The sequence below is a fragment of the Nocardioides sp. Z24_21 genome (genome assembly GCF_058134345.1).
Genome location: NZ_JBYTTH010000006.1, coordinates 133,617 through 147,831, shown reverse-complemented (window position 1 = coordinate 147,831; position 14,215 = coordinate 133,617). Strand labels below are relative to the sequence as shown.

The 14,215-nt window shown below is 70.8% G+C and carries 16 protein-coding genes; 3 read left to right on the top strand and 13 right to left on the bottom strand.

The genetic code is table 11. From position 1 onward, the window contains the following. Positions 1 to 9 precede the first annotated feature (9 nt). The 10 genes from AC3X7Z_RS18065 to AC3X7Z_RS18020 form a co-directional block, all read right to left on the bottom strand. On the bottom strand, positions 10 to 405 hold the full coding sequence (locus AC3X7Z_RS18065; RefSeq protein ID WP_186342577.1) for a metal-sulfur cluster assembly factor: 396 nt from the start codon (positions 403 to 405) through the stop codon (positions 10 to 12). Beyond that, positions 402 to 857: a Fe-S cluster assembly sulfur transfer protein SufU gene (gene sufU / locus AC3X7Z_RS18060; RefSeq protein WP_489976792.1), complete on the bottom strand. Its 456-nt coding sequence runs from the start codon at positions 855 to 857 to the stop codon at positions 402 to 404. The genes AC3X7Z_RS18065 and sufU overlap by 4 nt, the downstream gene beginning before the upstream one ends. 1 nt (position 858) lies before the next feature. Beyond that, a complete protein-coding gene (locus AC3X7Z_RS18055) occupies positions 859 to 2,094 on the bottom strand; it encodes a cysteine desulfurase (protein WP_186342579.1) in 1,236 nt (411 codons plus the stop codon). A 70-nt stretch (positions 2,095 to 2,164) separates the two neighbouring features. Continuing rightward, the gene (sufC, locus tag AC3X7Z_RS18050; protein WP_489976791.1) at positions 2,165 to 2,923 is read right to left on the bottom strand and encodes a Fe-S cluster assembly ATPase SufC; all 759 of its coding nucleotides are present in this window, start codon (positions 2,921 to 2,923) and stop codon (positions 2,165 to 2,167) included. After that, complete coding sequence (locus AC3X7Z_RS18045; protein WP_186342581.1) at positions 2,920 to 3,255, bottom strand: non-heme iron oxygenase ferredoxin subunit; 336 nt, start codon at positions 3,253 to 3,255, stop codon at positions 2,920 to 2,922. Before AC3X7Z_RS18045 ends, sufC begins: the two co-directional genes overlap by 4 nt. After that, entirely contained in the window at positions 3,255 to 4,475 is a 1,221-nt protein-coding gene (gene sufD, locus AC3X7Z_RS18040) for a Fe-S cluster assembly protein SufD (protein WP_186342582.1), read from the bottom strand. The genes AC3X7Z_RS18045 and sufD overlap by 1 nt, the downstream gene beginning before the upstream one ends. Before the next feature lie 43 nt (positions 4,476 to 4,518). Then, positions 4,519 to 5,946, bottom strand: coding sequence for a Fe-S cluster assembly protein SufB (gene sufB, locus AC3X7Z_RS18035; RefSeq protein WP_186342583.1), 1,428 nt, complete (start codon positions 5,944 to 5,946; stop codon positions 4,519 to 4,521). Continuing rightward, on the bottom strand, positions 5,943 to 6,665 hold the full coding sequence (locus tag AC3X7Z_RS18030; protein ID WP_313960528.1) for a helix-turn-helix transcriptional regulator: 723 nt from the start codon (positions 6,663 to 6,665) through the stop codon (positions 5,943 to 5,945). Before AC3X7Z_RS18030 ends, sufB begins: the two co-directional genes overlap by 4 nt. A 96-nt stretch (positions 6,666 to 6,761) precedes the next feature. Next, the gene (locus AC3X7Z_RS18025; RefSeq protein ID WP_186342584.1) at positions 6,762 to 7,586 is read right to left on the bottom strand and encodes an ABC transporter permease; all 825 of its coding nucleotides are present in this window, start codon (positions 7,584 to 7,586) and stop codon (positions 6,762 to 6,764) included. Continuing rightward, positions 7,583 to 8,596, bottom strand: a complete 1,014-nt coding sequence (locus tag AC3X7Z_RS18020; protein ID WP_186342585.1) for an ATP-binding cassette domain-containing protein — start codon at positions 8,594 to 8,596, stop codon at positions 7,583 to 7,585. The genes AC3X7Z_RS18025 and AC3X7Z_RS18020 overlap by 4 nt, the downstream gene beginning before the upstream one ends. 64 nt (positions 8,597 to 8,660) lie before the next feature. On the opposite strand from AC3X7Z_RS18020, the gene AC3X7Z_RS18015 reads away from it, so the two are divergent. Genes AC3X7Z_RS18015 through AC3X7Z_RS18005 form a run of 3 tightly spaced genes read left to right on the top strand, consistent with a single transcriptional unit; the run spans position 8,661 to position 11,376 of the window. Beyond that, positions 8,661 to 9,599 carry an ABC transporter ATP-binding protein gene (locus AC3X7Z_RS18015; protein ID WP_489976790.1) on the top strand — a complete coding sequence of 313 codons (939 nt, stop codon included), beginning with the start codon at positions 8,661 to 8,663 and terminating at the stop codon, positions 9,597 to 9,599. After that, the gene (locus tag AC3X7Z_RS18010; RefSeq protein WP_313960529.1) at positions 9,596 to 10,441 is read left to right on the top strand and encodes an ABC transporter permease; all 846 of its coding nucleotides are present in this window, start codon (positions 9,596 to 9,598) and stop codon (positions 10,439 to 10,441) included. Before AC3X7Z_RS18015 ends, AC3X7Z_RS18010 begins: the two co-directional genes overlap by 4 nt. Beyond that, positions 10,441 to 11,376 carry a COX15/CtaA family protein gene (locus AC3X7Z_RS18005; RefSeq protein WP_489976789.1) on the top strand — a complete coding sequence of 312 codons (936 nt, stop codon included), beginning with the start codon at positions 10,441 to 10,443 and terminating at the stop codon, positions 11,374 to 11,376. Before AC3X7Z_RS18010 ends, AC3X7Z_RS18005 begins: the two co-directional genes overlap by 1 nt. A 16-nt stretch (positions 11,377 to 11,392) precedes the next feature. Here the strand turns inward: AC3X7Z_RS18005 and AC3X7Z_RS18000 are convergent, their stop codons facing one another. The 3 genes from AC3X7Z_RS18000 to AC3X7Z_RS17990 form a co-directional block, all read right to left on the bottom strand. Beyond that, a complete protein-coding gene (locus AC3X7Z_RS18000; protein ID WP_489976788.1) occupies positions 11,393 to 11,848 on the bottom strand; it encodes a class F sortase in 456 nt (151 codons plus the stop codon). 23 nt (positions 11,849 to 11,871) lie between these two features. Then, positions 11,872 to 12,771: a hypothetical protein gene (locus tag AC3X7Z_RS17995; RefSeq protein ID WP_186342588.1), complete on the bottom strand. Its 900-nt coding sequence runs from the start codon at positions 12,769 to 12,771 to the stop codon at positions 11,872 to 11,874. A 262-nt stretch (positions 12,772 to 13,033) separates the two neighbouring features. Then, the gene (locus tag AC3X7Z_RS17990; RefSeq protein ID WP_489976787.1) at positions 13,034 to 13,999 is read right to left on the bottom strand and encodes a heme o synthase; all 966 of its coding nucleotides are present in this window, start codon (positions 13,997 to 13,999) and stop codon (positions 13,034 to 13,036) included. Positions 14,000 to 14,215 lie beyond the last annotated feature (216 nt).

The window sequence follows — 14,215 nt, the reverse complement described above, 5'->3', positions numbered from 1 at the left end:
GCGGCGGCCTCAGACGTTGAAGCCGAGCGCGCGCAGCTGCTCTCGCCCGTCGTCGGTGATCTTGTCCGGGCCCCACGGCGGCATCCAGACCCAGTTGATCGCGACGTCGCCGACGAGGCCCTCGAGGGCCGACTCGGTCTGGTCGGTGATGACGTCGGTCAGCGGGCAGGCCGCCGAGGTGAGGGTCATGTCGAGCACGGCGTTGCTGTGCTCGTCGAGGTGCACGCCGTAGACCAGGCCGAGGTCGACGACGTTGATCCCCAGCTCAGGGTCGACGACGTCCTTCATCGCCTCGGTGACGTCGTCGACGGTGACCGTCGACGTGCCGCCGGTCCCGCCGCCACCGATGGCCTCGGGCACCTCGGGCAGGTCGCTGTGGTCGGTCTGGTGGGTGGACTCGGTCATCGGGTCACTCCTTCGGTCTGGGCCTGGCTGGTCGCGTCCTTCCACGCCATCCAGGAGAGCAGCGCGCACTTCACGCGCGCGGGGAACTTGGCGACACCGGCGAAGGCGATGCCGTCCTCGAGGACGTCCTCGTCGGGCTCGACCTGACCCTTGCCCTGCATCAGCTCGAGGAAGGTCTGGTGGATCGTCATCGCCTCGTCGACCGGCCGGCCGATCACCAGGTCGGTCATCACGGACGCCGACGCCTGCGAGATCGAGCAGCCGACCGAGTCGTACGACACGTCCGCCACCACCCCGTCCGACAGGTGCACCCGCAGGGTGACCTCGTCGCCGCAGGTCGGGTTGACGTGGTGCACCTCGGCCTCGAAGGGGTCGCGCAGGCCCTTGTGGTGAGGGTTCTTGTAGTGGTCCAGGATGATCTCCTGGTAGAGCGCGTCGAGCTCGGTGCTCATCTCAACCCACCTTGAAGTAGCTGCGGGTGTGGTGGAGGCCCTCGACCAGCGCGTCGATCTCGGCGGGGGTCGTGTAGAGGTAGGACGACATCCGCGTCGAGCTCTGCACCCCGAACCGCGCGTGCGCCGGCTTGGCGCAGTGGTGCCCGGCCCGCACGGCGACGCCGCGCGAGTCGAGGACCTGGGCGATGTCGTGCGGGTGCACGCCCTCGAGCTCGAAGGCGATCGCGCCGCCGCGGTCGGCCGCGTCGAGCGGACCGAGGACGGTCAGGCCCGGGACGGTCTGCAGGCCCTCGAGGGCGTAGGCCGTGATCGCCTGCTCGTGGCGGTGGACGGAGTCCAGGCCGATGTGACGGAGGTAGTCGACGGCCGCGCCGAGCCCGACCGCCTCGACGATCGGCGGGGTGCCGGCCTCGAAGCGGTGGGGCGCCTTGGCGTACGTGGAGCGCGCCATGGTCACGGTCTCGATCATCTCGCCGCCGCCGTGGAAGGGCGGAAGCTCGTTGAGCAGCTCCTCGCGCCCCCACAGCACGCCGATGCCGGTCGGGCCGCAGACCTTGTGGCCGGTGAAGACCAGGAAGTCGCACCCGGTCGCCTGGACGTCCACGGGCAGCTGGGGCGCCGCCTGCGAGGCGTCGATCACCGACACGGCTCCGACCGCTCGGGCGCGCGCCACCAGGTCGGTGACCGGGTTGATCGTGCCGAGCATGTTGGAGACCCAGGTGAAGGCGACCACCTTGGTGTGCTCGTCGACCAGCCGGTCGGCGTCGGTCATGTCGAGCCGGCCGTCGTCGGTCAGCCCGAACCAGCGCAGCTCGGCGCCGGCGCGCTCGCAGGCGAGCTGCCACGACACGATGTTGGAGTGGTGCTCCATCTCCGTGATGACGACATTGTCGCCGGGGCCGAGCTCGATGGTGCGGGCCAGCAGGTTGAGCGCCTCGGTCGCGTTCTTGGTGAAGACGACCTCGTTGCGCGAGGGCGCGTTGAGGAACGTCGCCACCTGGTCGCGCGCCGCCTCGTAGGCCTCGGTCGACTCGGCGCCGAGCTGGTGCATCGCCCGGGCGATGTTGGCGTTGTGCCGCTCGAGGTGGTCGACCATCGTGTCGATGACGATCTGCGGCTTCTGCGAGGTGTTGGCGCTGTCGAGGTAGACCAGCGGCACTCCGCCCGCGAGCGTGCGCTCGAGGATCGGGAAGTCCTTGCGGATCACGTCGAGATCCGGAAGCAGTCCTTCCATGTCGTACCCCTTTCGGGCGGTGGGCGCACCGTGCTGGTCACGGCGGAGGGTGGAGGGTGCGGGGTGCCGCTCAGCGCGCCGCGGTGAGGTAGCGGTCGTAGCCCTCGGCCTCGAGCTGGTCGGCGAGCTCCTTGCCGCCGGACTCGGCCACCTTGCCGTCGACGAACACGTGGACGTAGTCGGGCTCGATGTAGCGCAGGATGCGGGTGTAGTGGGTGATCAGCAGGACACCCTTGCCCTCGCGGCCGCGGAACCGGTTGACGCCCTCGGCGACGATCTTGAGCGCGTCGATGTCGAGGCCGGAGTCGGTCTCGTCGAGCACCGCGACCTTGGGGTCGAGCAGCTCGAGCTGGGCGATCTCGTGGCGCTTCTTCTCGCCGCCGGAGAAGCCCTCGTTGACGCTGCGGGTGCCGAAGGACGAGTCGAGGTTGAGCCGCTCGAGGGCGCCGTTGACGTCCTTGACCCACGTGCGCAGCTTGGGGGCCTCGCCGTCGATGGCGGTCTTGGCGGTGCGCAGGAAGTTGGACACCGAGACGCCGGGGACCTCGACGGGGTACTGCATGGCGAGGAACAGGCCGGCGCGGGCGCGCTCGTCGACGGAGAGCGACAGCACGTCCTGGCCGTCCAGCGTCACCGAGCCGCCGGTGATCGTGTACTTGGGGTGGCCGGCGATGGAGTAGGCCAGCGTCGACTTGCCGGAGCCGTTGGGCCCCATGATGGCGTGCGTCTCCCCGTCCATGATGGTGAGGGTGACGCCCGTGAGGATCTCCTTGGGGCCGTCCTCGGTGTCGACGGTGACGTGCAGGTCCTGGATGTCCAGCTTGCTCATGCGGGGGTGACTCCGTTCAGGGTGGTCTCGGTGTCGATGTACACGTCGGTGCCGCGTACCTCGATCGGGAAGGTGGCGACGGGCTCCGTCGCCGGCAGGTTGGTCGGCTTGCCGGTGCGCAGGTCGAACATCGACCCGTGCAGCCAGCACTCGATCTGGCAGTCGGCGACCTCGCCCTCGCTGAGCGCGACCGCGGCGTGGCTGCACTCGTTCTCCAGCGCGAAGACCTCGTCGCCGTTGCGGGCGACGACGATCTCGTAGCGCCCGAGGGTCACGGCGAGGCCCTGGTCGGCCGAGACCTCGTCGAGGGAGCAGGCGCGCTCGAACGCCATCAGGCCCCCGATGCGAAGGCGGCGAGCGAGCCGACGTCCTTGAGGACGTTCTTGGCGAGCTCGGCCTCGACGGTCGAGAGCAGGCGCTCCTCGATGGACGGCACGCCGACCTGGCGGATCAGGTCGTTGAAGAAGCCGTGCACGACCAGTCGCTGGGCCTCGGCCTCGGAGATGCCGCGGGACTGGAGGTAGAACAGCTGCTCGTCATCGAACCGCGCGGTGGCCGAGGCGTGGCCGGCGCCCTCGATCTCGCCGGTCTCGATCTCGAGGTTGGGGATCGAGTCGGCCCGGCAGCCGTCGGTGAGGACCAGATTGCGGTTCTCCTCGTAGGTCTCGATCCCCTCGGCGATCTTGCGGATCAGCACGTTGCCGACCCACACGGTGTGCGCCTTCTCGCCCTGCAGCGCGCCCTTGTAGACGGCGTGGGACTTCGTGCGGGGGGCGGTGTGGTCGGCGAAGATCCGGTGCTCGATGTGCTGGCCGGCGTCGGCGAAGTAGAGGCCGAGCAGCTCGGCGGAGCCACCGGGACCGTCGTAGGTGACGTTGGCGTCCATCCGCACCAGGTCGCCGCCGAAGGAGATGGCGGCGTGCTTGTAGGTCGCGTCGCGACCCACGAGCGCCTGGTGGTGCGAGAGGTGGACGGCGTCGTCGGCCCAGTCCTGGATCGAGACGACGCTCGCCTCGGCGCCGTCGGCGACCACGACCTCGACCACGGCCGCGACCGCGGCCGAGCCGGTGTGGTTGAGCACGACGACGCCCTTGCTGTGGCGCCCGAACCGCAGCACGACGTGGGCACCGCTGGTGACGTCGGCGTCGGTGCCGTCGACCTCGAGGACGATCGGCTCCGTGGCCTCGACGTCGGCGGGCACGTCGACGAGCAGCGTGGCAGGCACGTCGGCGAGGACGCGGGCGGTGAACCGGGTGTTGGGCACCCAGCCGCTCACGCCGCGCAGCGCCGTGGCCTCGTCGCCGGTGACGACGCCCACGGAGACGCCCTCGGGCGCGGTCCAGGTGGCGTCGACGTTGCGCCCGTCGAGCGGGGCGTCGGCGTGCAGGCCCTTGAGCCGCTTGAGCGGCGTGAAGCGCCAGATCTCCTCGCGGCCGGTGGGGACCACGTGGTCGGCGACGGCGAACGAGCCGGCCGGGTGCAGGTGGCTCTCGACCCGGTCGGCGGGTGCCTGCTCCAGGGCGGAGCGGACGGAATCGGTGGTGACGGTCACTACATCTCTTTCTGGTACGTCGGACGAGGGCGGGCGGCGTCGATCAGCCGACCGCGCCCTCCATCTGCAGCTCGATCAGGCGGTTGAGCTCGAGGGCGTACTCCATCGGCAGCTCCTTGGCGATCGGCTCGACGAAGCCGCGCACGATCATCGCCATCGCCTCGTCCTCCTCCATGCCGCGCGACATGAGGTAGAAGAGCTGGTCGTCGGAGACCTTCGAGACGCTCGCCTCGTGGCCCATCGACACGTCGTCCTCGCGGATGTCGACGTAGGGGTAGGTGTCGCTGCGGCTGATCTGGTCGACCAGCAGCGCGTCGCAGAGCACGTTGGACTTCGAGCCGTAGGCGCCCTCGTTGACCTGGATCAGCCCGCGGTAGGACGTGCGCCCGCCGCCGCGCGCCACCGACTTGCTCAGGATCGAGCTCGAGGTGTGCGGCGCCGCGTGCACCATCTTGGCGCCGGCGTCCTGGTGCTGGCCCTCGCCCGCGAACGCGATCGAGAGCGTCTCGCCCTTGGCGTGCTCGCCCATCAGGTAGACGGCGGGGTACTTCATCGTCACCTTGGAGCCGATGTTGCCGTCGACCCACTCCATCGTCGCGCCGGCCTCGCAGGTGGCGCGCTTGGTGACGAGGTTGTAGACGTTGTTGGACCAGTTCTGGATGGTCGTGTAGCGGACCCGGGCGCCCTTCTTGACGATGATCTCCACGACGGCGGAGTGCAGCGAGTCGGAGGAGTAGATCGGCGCGGTGCAGCCCTCCACGTAGTGCACGTAGGAGTCCTCGTCGGCGATGATCAGCGTCCGCTCGAACTGGCCCATGTTCTCGGTGTTGATCCGGAAGTAGGCCTGGAGCGGGATGTCGACGTGGACGCCCTTGGGCACGTAGATGAACGAGCCGCCCGACCACACCGAGGTGTTGAGCGCGGCGAACTTGTTGTCACCGACCGGGATGACGGTGCCGAAGTACTCCTTGAAGAGCTCCTCGTGCTCCTTCAGCGCGGTGTCGGTGTCGACGAAGATGACGCCCTTCTCCTCGAGGTCCTCGCGGATCGAGTGGTAGACGACCTCCGACTCGTACTGCGCGGCCACACCGGCGACGAGGCGCTGCTTCTCCGCCTCGGGGATGCCGAGCCTGTCGTAGGTGTTCTTGATGTCCTCGGGCAGGTCCTCCCACGAGGTGGCCTGCTTCTCCGAGGAGCGCACGAAGTACTTGATGTTGTCGAAGTCGATCGTCGACAGGTCGGAGCCCCACGTCGGCATCGGCTTGCGGTGGAAGAGCTTGAGGCCCTTCAGGCGCAGGTCGAGCATCCACTGCGGCTCGGACTTCTTGCCGGAGATGTCGCGTACGACGTCCTCGTTGAGGCCACGGGTCGCGGTCGCGCCGGCGTCGTCCTTGTCGGCCCACCCGAACTCGTAGCGGCCGATGCCCTTGAGCTCGGGGTTGAGGTCTTCGATGCTCAGGTTCTGGGTCATGCCTGCTCCTTTGTCGGGTCCGTCTCCGGGTCCGTCTTGAGGGTCTGGGGGATGCACGTGGTGCAGACGCCGTCGCCGTGGGCGATGGTCGCCAACCGCTGGACGTGGGTGCCGAGCACGGAGGCGATCGCCTCGGTCTCGGCCTCGCAGAGCTGCGGGAACTCGTGGGCGACGTGGGAGACCGGGCAGTGCTGCTGGCACAGCTGCTCCCCCACGCTGATGCCGCGGACGGGCGCGAGGTCGCGCACAGAGGCGGCGTAGCCGTTCTGGGTGAAGACCTGGGCGAGGGCCTCGGCGGGCGTGAGGTCGGGGTCGCCGGAGATGGCGGTGGCGTAGTCGCGCGCCACGAACGAGACCCGGCGCCGGGCGAACTCCACGACGGCGTCCTCGCCCTGCGTCTCGGCCAGGAACCGCAGCGCCTGCACGGCGAGGTCGTCGTACTGCTGGTCGAAGCTGTCGCGCCCGGCCTGCGTCAGGGCGAAGACCTTGGCGGGGCGCCCGCGCCCGCGGGTGCCGTAGACCTTCTGCTCGCGCGACTCCACGACTCCCTCGTCGGCGAGGTGGTCGAGGTGGCGGCGCACGGCGGCGGGCGTGAGGTCGAGGCGGAGCGCCAGGTCGGCGGCCGTGGACGGGCCGTTCTCGAGGATGGTGCGGGCCACGCGGTCGCGCGTGGGCGCATCGCCCTCACGCTGTCCGGTCGCCGTCCTCACGAATTCCACAACGCAAGTGTGTCGTTATTGCTTCCCGTGGTTCAAGCAAGGGTCACCTAAGTGACCCCGGCCACCACGCAGCGGCCGGTCGCAGCGGCCGGTCGCTCAGTCGGCGGTGCGGGCCCGGAAGGTGCGGATCGCCAGGGGCGCCACGACCGCGGTGATCAGCACGATCCAGCCGATCGTGAAGGGGATCGGGTGGTGCATGGGGAACGCCGCCCCCGCGGCCAGGGGTTGGTCGTTGCCCCAGAGCTCGCGCACGGCCTGGGTGAGCGAGGAGATCGGGTTCCACTCGGCGATGACCCGCAGGAAGGTGGGCATCCGGTCGGTGGGAGCGAAGGTGTTGGCCAGGAACGTGATCGGGAACATCGTCGCGAACATGACGCCGTTGACCGCCTCGACGGACCTCATCGCCGAGCCGACCCAGATGCCGACCCAGATCATCGCGAAGCCCCACCCGAGCAGCAGGAGGTAGCCCAGGGCCGCCTCCAGCACGTTGGTGTGGATGCGCCAGCCGATCACCAGCCCGGTCAGCGACATCACGACCAGACCGATCGAGGCGTGCACCAGGCTCGACATGCTCCGGCCCACCAGGACCGCCGCGGGGTTGATCGGGAGTGAGCGCATCCGGTCGACGATGCCCTTGTCGAGGTCGGCGGTGAGGCCGACGGCGACGATGAACGAGGCGAACGCGACGGTCTGGGCCATGATCCCGGCCAGCAGGAACGCCCGGTAGCCGGCGGGGGTCGCCACGTCGATCGAGGAGCCGAAGACGTAGGCGAACAGCAGCACGAACATGACCGGCTGGATGGTGACGTCCATCAGCATCTCGGGCATGCGCCGGATGTGGAGGAAGTTGCGCCGGGCGATGGCCCACGACTGCGTCAGCAGCCCGGTGGCGCGGATCTCGGGTCGTTCGAGCGTGGTCATCGGGCTCTCCCTCCTGTGGTCTCCCCCGCGCCCTGACCGGCGTGGTCGTCGCTCTCGTCGTCGGTCGGCTGCTCGGCGCGGTGCCCCGTGAGGTGGAGGAACACGTCGTCGAGGCTCGGCCTCTTCAACCCGATGTCGTCGAGCACGATGTCGCTCTCGTCGAAGATCGCGGCCACGCGGGTCATGTGACCCAGACCCTCGGCGGGCGCGGTGAGCTGGCGCGCGCCGACGTCGACGTGCACCTCGCGCACGTGGGGGCCGAGCAGCGCCCGGGCCGCCTCGAGCTCGCCGGCGTGGGAGACCGTCACGACGAGGGCGGCGGCGCCGGACTGGTCCTTGAGCTGGAGCGGGGTGCCCTCCGCGATCACCGTCCCGCGGTCGATGACCACGATGTTGTCGGCGAGCTGGTCGGCCTCCTCGAGGTATTGAGTCGTCAGCAGCAGCGTCGTGCCGTCGCCGACGAGCTCGCGGAGCACCTCCCACAGCTCCACGCGCGAGCGCGGGTCGAGGCCGGTGGTCGGCTCGTCGAGGAAGAGCACGGGAGGCGTCGCGATGAGGCTGACCGCGAGGTCGAGGCGTCGTCGCATGCCCCCGGAGTAGGTCTTGGCCGTGCGGTTGCCGGCGTCGGCGAGCGAGAAGCGCTCCAGCAGCTCGTCGCTGGCGCGCCGGATGTAGACCGGGTCGAGGCCGTAGAGGCTCCCGATGAGGCGGAGGTTCTCCCGGCCGGTGAGGAGCTCGTCGACGGTCGCGGCCTGCCCCGTCAGGCCCATGCTGCGCCGCACCGCCGCCGCGTCGGCCAGGATGTCGTGGCCGGCCACCCGCCCGGTGCCCGCGGTGGGGCGGGTCAGGGTGGTCATCATCCGCACCGTGGTCGTCTTTCCGGCGCCGTTGGGGCCGAGGAGTCCGAGCACCGAGCCCTCGGGGACGACGAAGGAGACCCCGTCGACCGCGACGGTGTCGCCGAAGTGCTTGACGAGGCCCTCGGCCTCGATCGCGTACGCGCGTGCCATGGACCTCACGCTAGTCGCGGGGACCGACAACCGCTCCTGATTAACCCGCACCTAGAATCGGGACGTGCCACCCGCCTCCCCCGCCGTCGAGATCGACGGCCTGGTGATGGCCTACGGCGACAAGGTGGCCGTCGACGGGCTGTCGCTCGAGGTGGCCCGCGGCACGGTCACCGCCGTGCTGGGCCCCAACGGGGCAGGCAAGACGACCACGCTCGAGACGTGCGAGGGCTACCGCGCTCCGCAGCGCGGCACCGTGCGCGTGCTCGGCCTGGACCCCCAGCGCGACCGCGCGGCGCTCCACCCCCGGATCGGGGTGATGCTGCAGAGCGGCGGTGCGTGGAGCGGCGTACGCGCGGTGGAGATGCTCGAGCACATGGCCTCGCTGCACGCCCGCCCGCTCCCCACGGGGATGCTCGTGGAGCGGCTCGGCCTCGCCGACTGCGGTCGGACGCCCTACCGTCGGCTCTCGGGCGGCCAGAAGCAGCGGCTCGGGCTCGCCATCGCGCTGGTCGGGCGCCCCGAGCTCGTGTTCGTCGACGAGCCGACCGCCGGCATGGACCCGCAGGCGCGGCGCACGACGTGGGAGCTGCTCGAGGAGGTCCGCGCCGACGGGGTGACCGTCGTGCTGACGACCCACCACATGGACGAGGCCGAGCACCTCGCCGACCGCATCCACATCATCGACCGCGGCACCGTGATCGCGAGCGGCACACCGGCAGAGCTCACCCGCGGTGGGCGCTCGGCGACCATCCGGCTGGTGGTCAACCGGCCCTTCCCCGAGGGCGCGCCCGAGTCGCTCCGCGCCGAGCTCGGCCCGGACACCGAGGTCCGCCAGCTCGACGAGGTGAGCATGCTCGTCCACGGTCCCGCCGACGGCTCCACGCTCGGTCGGGTGTCGCGGTGGTGCGAGCACCACGAGGTGCTGCCCCAGACGCTGACCCTCGGCCAGCGCACCCTGGAGGACGTGTTCCTCGAGCTCACCGGACGGGAGCTGGCGCCGTGAGCACGACACCGACTCCGGACACCGGGCTCACCGCCGTCGGCACCGCCGGTGCCGCTCGCTCCACCGGCATGTTCGCGCCCGACCCGGGTGCGGCGTCGCTGGCGGCGATGGTGCTGACCCAGGCCCGGATGGAGGCGCGGCTGATGCTGCGCAACGGCGAGCAGCTGCTCCTCGCCATCGTGATCCCGGTGATCGTGCTCGTGGGCGGCGTCGTGGCAGCCGCGCGCCTCGACCGCACGGTCGACGGCCGCGCGGCGATCGACGTCCTGGCCCCGGGCGTCCTGGCGCTCGCCGTCATGTCGACCGCGTTCACCTCGGTCGCCATCGCCACCGGCTTCGAGCGGCGCTACGGCGTCATCAAGCTGCTCGGCTCGTCGCCGCTGCCGCGCCACGGCCTGCTGCTGGGCAAGGTGGTGGCGCTGCTCAGCGTCGTCGCGCTCCAGCTCGTGGTGCTGGTCGCCGTCGCCCTCGTCATGGGGTGGGAGCCGTCGCTCGACCACCCGGCCCGCACGCTGCTCGGCGTGGCGCTCGCCGTGGCGCTCGGCACGGCGGCCTTCGCCTCGCTCGGGCTCCTCGTCGCCGGCGCGCTCCGGGCCGAGGCCACTCTCGCGCTGGCCAACCTCGTCTACCTGCTCCTCATGGCGGGCGGCGGCATCGTCCTGCCCGCCAGCACCTACGGCGCCGCCGGCGCGTTCGTCGAGTGGCTGCCCTCGGGCGCGCTCGGCGAGGCGATGCGCGCGGCACTGGTGCACGCGAGCATCGACGCTCGATCCCTGCTCGTGCTGGCGGCGTGGACGCTGCTCGGCACGCTGCTCACGGCACGGACCTTCAGGTGGGAATGATGGGACACACCCTGCTCGACCGTCTCGCACGGTTCCTCTGGCCCCTCGCGGTGGCCAACCTGCTCGCCAACATCGGCATCGTCGTCACCGGCGCCGCCGTGCGGCTGACCGGCTCAGGACTGGGCTGCCCGACGTGGCCGCGCTGCACCGACGAGTCCTACGTCGCGCACGGCGAGCTCGGCATGCACGGTGCCATCGAGTTCGGCAACCGGCTGCTCACCTTCGTGCTCGCGGCGGTGGCGGTGCTGTGCTTCCTCGCGGCCGTCGGCGCCCGGCACCGACGGGCGACGCGGCTGTCGTTCGTCGTGGGCCTCGGGATCCCCCTGCAGGCCGTGCTCGGCGGCATCACCGTGCTCACCGACCTCAACCCGTGGATCGTGGCGGGCCACTTCCTGGTGTCGATGGCGATCATCATGGTCTGCGTCGCGCTGCTCGACGAGCTGCGCAGCCCTTCGCGGGGGCTGGCTCCGGCCCTGCCGCGCACGCTCGCCTGGGCCAACCTCGCCGTCGGTTGGGTGGTGCTCTACCTCGGCACGGTCGTGACCGGAGCGGGCCCGCACGCCGGCGACACCGACTCCCCGCGCAACGGCCTCGACCCGGCCGTCGTCTCGCAGGTCCACGCGATCGCGGTCTACGTCCTCGTCGCGCTCACCGTCGCGCTGCTCGTGGTGGCGCTGCGTGGTGGGCACCGGTGGCTGGCGCAGGTCACGGCGCTCGTGCTGCTGATCGAGGTGCTCCAGGGCGTCCTCGGGTGGGTGCAGTACTGGCTGGAGCTCCCGATCGGCCTGGTCGCGCTGCACATGCTCGGCGCCGGCCTGCTCGCGGCGGGGCTGGCCCGCATCGCGCTGGCCGTGCTGCCCCACCAGGGCTCCGCGGAGGCGCGCGCGGGCGGCGAGCCGCAGAGGCTCGCCGCCACGCGCATCGGCCCCTCCTAGGACGCGGGCCGACCGGTCACAGCTTGCGGGCGAAGATGACCGTCCGCTTGGCGTAGTCGTCGGCCTTGCAGCCGACGAGCACGATGCGGGCCGGCCCGGCCACCGAGTAGAGCGAGCCCATCCGCCTCATGGCCGACCAGAACTCACGCTTGGTGACCTCGAACCGGCAGCCGGCGACGGTGATCCTGTCGCCGCGCCGCAGCGTCGCCCAGTGGTCGGCCACCCCGTTGCCGGCGCGCCACGCGTGGCCGGCGTAGACGGTGCTGCCGGTGGGGTCGCACGGCGGGTCGCCCTTGGCCCAGGTGTAGACGGCGCCGCGGAGCCGGTCGCCGACGGCGAGCGTGTCGTTGCGCGCCGGCACCTTGACCACCACGGCGTCGGTGCCGGTGCGCGCGATCGTGAGCCGGTCAGGGGCGGCGTGAGCCACGCCCTGACCGGCCGCCACGGTCACGCCGAGCGTGAGCGCAGCCACGAGCCCTGCAGCCCGGACCCGTGTCATCGGTGTCCGGTGTTGGGCGCGACCTCCGGTGCGCTGGCGCACGGGCGGGTGCGGAAGGTCATCTTCCACACCTGCTTGCCCTGCAGGCGGAACGTCGCGTCGGCCGCGTGCGCACGGACCGTCACGCGGGGCGACGTGGCCTTGAGCCAGGCACCCTGACGCAGGACCTTGCCCTTCGAGGTGTAGACGACGCCGGTGCGCTTGTGGACCTTGAAGACGTCGCCGCGGGTGCCGCACTTGTCGATCATGCGGGCGCGGGCCGACACGACGCGCGCCTCGGCCGGCAGCACCTCGGGCGGGGTGACGACCGGCGGGGTGACGACCGGGGTCGGGCACGGCTGGTTGCTGTCGACCGGCGCCGGGAAGGTGACGGTGGTCGCGCCGCCCGGGAACTGGGTGCCCGCGGTGGTCGTGACCGTGACGCTGCCGTCGGGGTTGGTGACCGCGCTCCAGGGGCCCGGGGGCACCTGGCCGTAGTGCGCGTTGCCCGGGCCGCAGTCGTCGACGACCGGGATCGTCGGCGGCTCCACGGTCGTGACGTTGCAGCCGTCCTCGAACTTCTCGACCGGGATGCTGCCGGAGCTGGTGTTGGTGGAGCCGTTGTCCCACCGCGCCGACAGCGTCAGCGTCTGGGTGGAGGTCGGCTTGGTGGTGACCGTCTCGGTGAAGGTGCGCGTCTGCCTGCTGGTCAGCGGCGTCCCGACCGGGACGACGGCGGAACGGTTGCTCGCGGTGATGGTCTCGGTGCGCGCCTCGCTGTTGACGACGCGCCAGGTGACGGCCCAGCCGCCTCCGGTCTTGCAGGCCACCGTTCCGCTGATCGTGTTGTGGTGGGCGCTGGCCGCGCCCGCGATGCCGACGACGGCGAAGCCCACTCCCAGGACGAGGGTGAGCACCCTCGAGACCCCCCGGTGAAGCGTGCGAGGACGAACCCCCGTGCCGGTCGCGCCCCCCGCGGTCCGGTCACGTCGTACTCGTGGTGAAGACATGCAGAACTACCCCCTGCTCCCACGGGGATGGCCCACTGCCATCCCCTCACGTTGCATTCAACGTGGGTTCGAGCAGAAAGACCCGAAACGTCTCCTCAAGAAAACGGCCAAATCTTCCGCATTCGCCTGACAAGACCTTCAAAGTTGCGCTAAACGCACGAAATTTGCGTTATCGGCCGAGCAGGGGGTCGAGCGCGACGGCGACGAAGAGCAGCGAGAGGTAGAGGTTGGACGCGTGGAAGAGCCGCATCGGGTTGATGTCGACCAGCGCCTCCGAGCCCTTGGCCCGCTTCCACATCCGGTGCGCCTCGAGGAGGAACACCGCACCCAGGACGGCCGCGGCGACCGGGTAGACGAGGCTGGTGTCGGCGACGGGCCAGAGCAGGAGCGAGGTCGCGACCATCACCCAGCTGTAGATCACGACCTGGCGGCCGACCTCGGCGGCCGGCTTGACGACCGGCAGCATCGGCACGTCGACGTTGCGGTAGTCCTCGCGGTAGCGCAGGGCGAGCGCCCAGGTGTGCGGAGGCGTCCAGAAGAACACGACCAGGAACAGCACGACCGGCGTCCACGCCAGCTCGCCGGTCACCGCGGTCCAGCCGATCAGCGCCGGGAAGCAGCCCGCCAGCCCGCCCCAGACGATGTTCTGGGTGGTGCGGCGCTTGAGCAGCATCGTGTAGACGAAGACGTAGAACGCGTTGGCGAGCACCGCCAGCACGGCCGAGAGCCCGTTGACCCACAGCGCCAGCACGACCGTCGACAGCACCGCCAGCACGGTCGCGAAGACGAGCGCCGAGACCGGCGAGACGATGTGGCGCGGCAGCGCGCGCCGGCGCGTACGCCGCATCTGCTCGTCGATGTCGCGGTCGTAGATGCAGTTGTAGGCCGACGCCGAGCCGGCCGAGAGCGCTCCGCCGACGACCGTGGCGGCCACCAGGCCGAGCGGCGGGATCCCGCGCTCGGCGAAGAACATCACCGGGACGGTCGTGAGCAGGAGCAGCTCGATGACGCGCGGCTTGGTGAGCCCGACGTAGGCCCCGACGACGTCGCGCCAGGTCTTCGGCCCCTCGGGATCGGCACCCCCGCCGGTCGACGGCCGGGCGGACGCGGCTGCGTGCGGGCCGGCGTGGGACACAGTGCAGAACCTCGGGAGGACGGGAGCGGATGGAACGCGGACGGCGAGGGAACCGGAGGGTGAGCTTCCAGCTGGTTCCCGGCGTGCGGGACGACCCTCGAGCAAGGTCGAGTCTACTCGGCCGCGACGATAGGGTCGCAGTCGAGGCCACCCCTGCCGGGCTGTGATCTCGACTGCACCTGGTTGCACCCATTGAGAGGAACTGCGTTGACCGAG